This window comes from Microcystis sp. M49636_WE2 (assembly GCF_030065375.1).
Classification (GTDB): domain Bacteria; phylum Cyanobacteriota; class Cyanobacteriia; order Cyanobacteriales; family Microcystaceae; genus Microcystis; species Microcystis aeruginosa_C.
Window position 1 is genome coordinate 1 of record NZ_JASJFG010000583.1, and the last position, 4,187, is coordinate 4,187.

The 4,187-nt window shown below is 40.4% G+C and carries 5 protein-coding genes; all 5 read right to left on the reverse strand.

Annotation, left to right across the window (positions count from 1 at the left end; genetic code table 11):
• Window positions 1-1,389 (reverse strand): IS4 family transposase (locus tag PX484_RS13405; protein ID WP_288104229.1); only part of this gene is annotated, 1,389 nt, incomplete at its 3' end.
• Between the two features lie 190 nt (window positions 1,390-1,579).
• Entirely contained in the window at window positions 1,580-2,218 is a 639-nt protein-coding gene (locus tag PX484_RS13410; protein ID WP_288104222.1) for a cadmium resistance transporter, read from the reverse strand.
• A 30-nt stretch (window positions 2,219-2,248) separates the two neighbouring features.
• Complete coding sequence (locus tag PX484_RS13415) at window positions 2,249-2,824, reverse strand: Crp/Fnr family transcriptional regulator (protein WP_287767746.1); 576 nt, start codon at window positions 2,822-2,824, stop codon at window positions 2,249-2,251.
• A 157-nt stretch (window positions 2,825-2,981) separates the two neighbouring features.
• The gene (locus PX484_RS13420) at window positions 2,982-3,656 is read right to left on the reverse strand and encodes a hypothetical protein (protein ID WP_287767743.1); all 675 of its coding nucleotides are present in this window, start codon (window positions 3,654-3,656) and stop codon (window positions 2,982-2,984) included.
• A 218-nt stretch (window positions 3,657-3,874) separates the two neighbouring features.
• On the reverse strand, window positions 3,875-4,187 hold a 313-nt coding region (locus PX484_RS13425), incomplete at its 5' end, for an MgtC/SapB family protein (protein WP_288104226.1).

Sequence of the window (4,187 nt, forward strand, 5' to 3'; positions counted from 1 at the left end):
ACTAATTTGATGAGATAGTTTCCAAGTCTCGCTGATATCATGTAACCTTCGCAGTCCCAACCAAATAGTTTTAACACCTGGTTCACCGTCACCTTTTCTACCTAAAAACCCCCCAAGAGAAGCAATCATTCTGACCGCTTCCCTAAAGGAGGGTGGCTTTTCAGGTGGCGGACTCTTTTTATGAATAGTGGCACACAAAGATTGCCATTCATGTTCTTCCAAAAAACTTTCACAACTCTCCTCTCCGTGTAAGCGTGCTTGATAGGTTAACCAGAGTAATCTCCAGGCTACAATTGAATAGGTAGCTAAGGCCATCTCAATTCTACGACCCGTTTCTAATTGCAGTTTTTCTAATCCACAACCACTTTTTAAAACAAAATGATAGCGTTCTATTAACCAGCGATAACTATACCAGCGCACACAGGTTATCGCTGATTCAAAGCTCCTAATGTCTAGGCTAGTTAAGAGGAGCCAACTGATAGGATTAACTCCGGGACGCGGATTTTCTTCTTCAGCTAAAATTACCTGTAATTTTACCGGTTGACGAGGGGTCGCTTTCGAGTGATGCTTAGGTACTTGTATTTCAAAACTGGCAAATCTAACTGTTAGTTTAGCTAGTCTAGCCTCGTGATTAGGATTGCGTTTTACTTGCACATCTAGGCTACCACAGGCTTTTATTTCTCTGATGGATTGATGTAAATATTTAGTCTCTGGATGCCCTGACCTTTGCTTGTCTTCGAGATAGTTAACTTTTCGGTTATGAGTTCCTCGAATTAATAAATGAGAGTTAGGATTTCTTGACTGGGCAAATAAGTCAAATATGTCTGCCTCACAATCTCCGATTGTTACTACTTGAATTTCTTCGGGTATTTGTTGTTGTGTTTCTGACAAAGAATCTAACCATCTTTGACTTTCTTTTTCTTCGGTTTCTCTTTTTTTTCTTTGCTTGGCAATCCCTAAATTCTTTTCTTCTCTTGCCCAGACATATTGATTAATCAGTCCTAAAGGTACTCCTTGCGCTGAGACTCCTAATGTGGTATGAACTTTGAGACCAAAGGATGTTTTACAATCTAGATAACCCATTCCTTTTTTGGCTTTTTGCGTCGTAAAGTCTAAACTTGTTGTGTCTTGCACTGCCAAAACTATTGGATGTTCTTTGATTCTTTCTACTGTACTTTTAGCTTGGGCGGCAATTATATCTGAGGGGTGAAAATAGGGGGAATTCCAAAAGTCGTAGGTGGCACTGGCGGCGGCTAGATTTCCCGAAGCTTGTGGCACACTTGTACTAGGTTGGCTGGCCAAGTTTTCTACGATACTGATTAACCTTTTCTTTCTTCTGGTGTCCCCTAGGTCTGCATACTGTAATTCTTGGGCTGCCCATTTCTCCATTTTTTTGCTTACCTCCACCTTAATTCCTTCTTTCAAAACTATACCTATCAATCGTTTCCCCTTTTTTTAAGTTTCTTCTCTTTTTGTTAAGAAAGATCCGACTAATGGATAGCTCCCTTGATAAGGGGGGTGTCTGACAACTTTTAACACCTACCTACTTAGCTGAAAGATAATTTTTAGGCATTCTTGGTTAAGACATTAAAAATAAACGATAGGATTTGCTGTCAATTAAGATATAAATTCCTAGAATAATATAGATAAAAGGACTAATTTTATGTCCGTAGTTTGTAACCACTTTAGCTATCCTGGGATGGGTAATCAAAAAATAAGCTAGGGCGCACCAAATCCCCATCATGAGATAAAAAATTATCATGATAATTAAGACGTGCATCGGGTAATTATTGGCAAAAAGAGAGGTATAAATACCAATAATATCACCACCATTAGCCACAGTCACGGCGGCAACGTAATAGGTTTGAGAGGGAAAACGAGGAATAAAGGAGCGATTTTTAGAATAATTAACATCTTCTCTTACTTCTTGAATGTAATCCTCATTTTCCCTTGACAAAAGTTGTTTAATGCCGATAATTAGAGGGATAAATCCTAATAGACCAATCCATTCTTTAGAAACCAGTAACCCAAATAGTAAACCGAGGGAACTAGCTAGGAGAATCAGGGTAAAACCGAGGTATTGACCGATAATCAGGTGTCGAGGTCGAAAATTAGCATTAAGTCGCGAGAAAAACAACATTAGCACCATCAGATCATCAAGATTTGTGGCTACAAAACTCGTCACGCTAGTAATTAAAAGGGCTACTAACCAATTCATAGATTGAAAAAAGAGATAATCCTTCCCATTCTAAATCTCGTAGTGCCAGATTTCCTCCTCTCGTAAAAGAAGACGATGGACAGGAAGACGTTCCACGGCCCCCTGTTGTTCAAGATGATTAAGCGCCCGGGTAATTGTGACTCTAGTAGTTCCTAATAAGTCAGCGATATCCTGATGAGTTAGACGCACATCAATTAATTGTCCGGTACCGGTTTGTTTACCAAATTGATTGCCTAACCATGCCAGTAATTTCAAGACCATAACATCAGTACGTTTGTAGCTACGAATAATACTTAGTTCTTGTGCTTGCTGAAGATGAGACAGCAGAATTTCTGCCATTTGATAACTCTCAACTGCGGAAAAGGAAACTGCTTGCACAGGAGTGATGCACTCAACTTGATAGGGATTGACTCTCTCTAGGGTTTTGCCAACAAAACTGCCAGGTCCCCACAATCCCAAGACGATCAGGGTTCCATCTTCTAACCAGGTGGAGGTTTTCACGACTCCACTCTCGATTTTCCAGAAATTAGGGTTTCTAAGGGGCAAAATCGCCCGATTATCAAAGTGCCAGCGATGGGGGGTTGATGGTTGATAGGTAAGCGTCATGATTGGTAATTAATTTTGATTAGGTACTTAGCTAGTCAAAAGCACGAGTCCCTCGATAAAAGGGCTTTTTAGACGAGTTAAGGTTTTTTTGATGATTTTGGGGTAAAAACGATAATTACCCCAAAAAAGACCGATTTTATGCCCTTGCAAGCCCTATTTATTTCGGGGTGCTAGTCTTTTCCAGTTCCGTGGTGGCCGAGGAGATCAGTTCTTGCCAAGCTCGATCGCTTTCCTGTAGAGTCTGTTTAACCGCGTCGATGGTTTTTTCCACGCGAGTTTTCAGGAAAGGGGAAGCATTATCTTTGAGTCGTTCGGTGTCGTCGGCTAAGATATCGATCGTCTCGGAGGTATTAACAAGGCTATTTTCTAGGGTAATAAGGTTGTTTTGCAGGGTTTCACTGAGTTTAGCCCCGGATTTGGTCAATTTTTTCGTCAATTTACTCACTTTTTCCCCTAGATCGTCAATATTGTCCGCTAAGTCCTCTAGGTTATCCTGTTGAGCTTCGATAATCTTCTTGTCGAGAGAAGGAGCGGCTAGTTGAGCCTTTAGGTCATCGATAGCCGATTTTGTCGCTTGGATGGCTTTTTCATAGGCAATTTGGGCATCTTCCAGAATTTTTGGGCTAGAAACCTCATTTTTTTTCTTGACTGGTTCCACCACAGTGCCACCGGTTGCTGTTGCACGGTCAATGACGGCCAACGGTTCGGGGAGTAGCGGCAAGGCGATCGCATTTCCCCTTCCACCGAGGAGCAAAGTGACAGTTAAGAGGAAAATCAGCAGCCGGAAAACTTGATTTTTGAGGCTTTGAAAGCTCTTATTTCGGTTGATCATAGTTGGATTTTCTCCTGTTCAGAAAAGTGTTTACTCGATCTAAATGTTATCATATAAAATATTTATTTGTTATTTATTTAAAAGAAATTTCATAAATAATTTATCATATTTTTTAATCGATAAACTGCCAGCAAAAACATAAGCTTTTCAAGCCAAAAAATAGTAAAGAAAAGCTTTTGCTCTCTTAATAAAAAAATTAATTTTTATTGCTTTTTTTATTAATGAGACGCTGAATTATCCGATGAGTCTATTTCTTGATTGATCCGAGATATTTTCTTCCGACCTTTAATATATTTGGCTAAAGGTTGTTTTTTCTTCAGTCGTTTAATGCCACTGAGGGTGGAGAGAGTGAAAAAAGTTCCCACGAGAACCATCTGCCATAAACCGCAGCCAGAAGCCGCGCCTAATCCTGCCGCTAACCAGATAGTCGCCGCCGAAGTCAAACCTTTCACTTGTACCTTATTTAGTTCCCGATGGGATTGTTGTAGGATGATTCCCGCCCCTAAAAAACCGACACCAGAAGCGACCCCT

Coding starts and splice junctions, on each gene's coding strand:
- PX484_RS13410 (WP_288104222.1), bottom strand. CDS start 2,218: ATGAATTGGTTAGTAGCCCTTTTAATTACTAGCGTGACGAGTTTTGTA.
- PX484_RS13415 (WP_287767746.1), bottom strand. CDS start 2,824: ATGACGCTTACCTATCAACCATCAACCCCCCATCGCTGGCACTTTGAT.
- PX484_RS13420 (WP_287767743.1), bottom strand. CDS start 3,656: ATGATCAACCGAAATAAGAGCTTTCAAAGCCTCAAAAATCAAGTTTTC.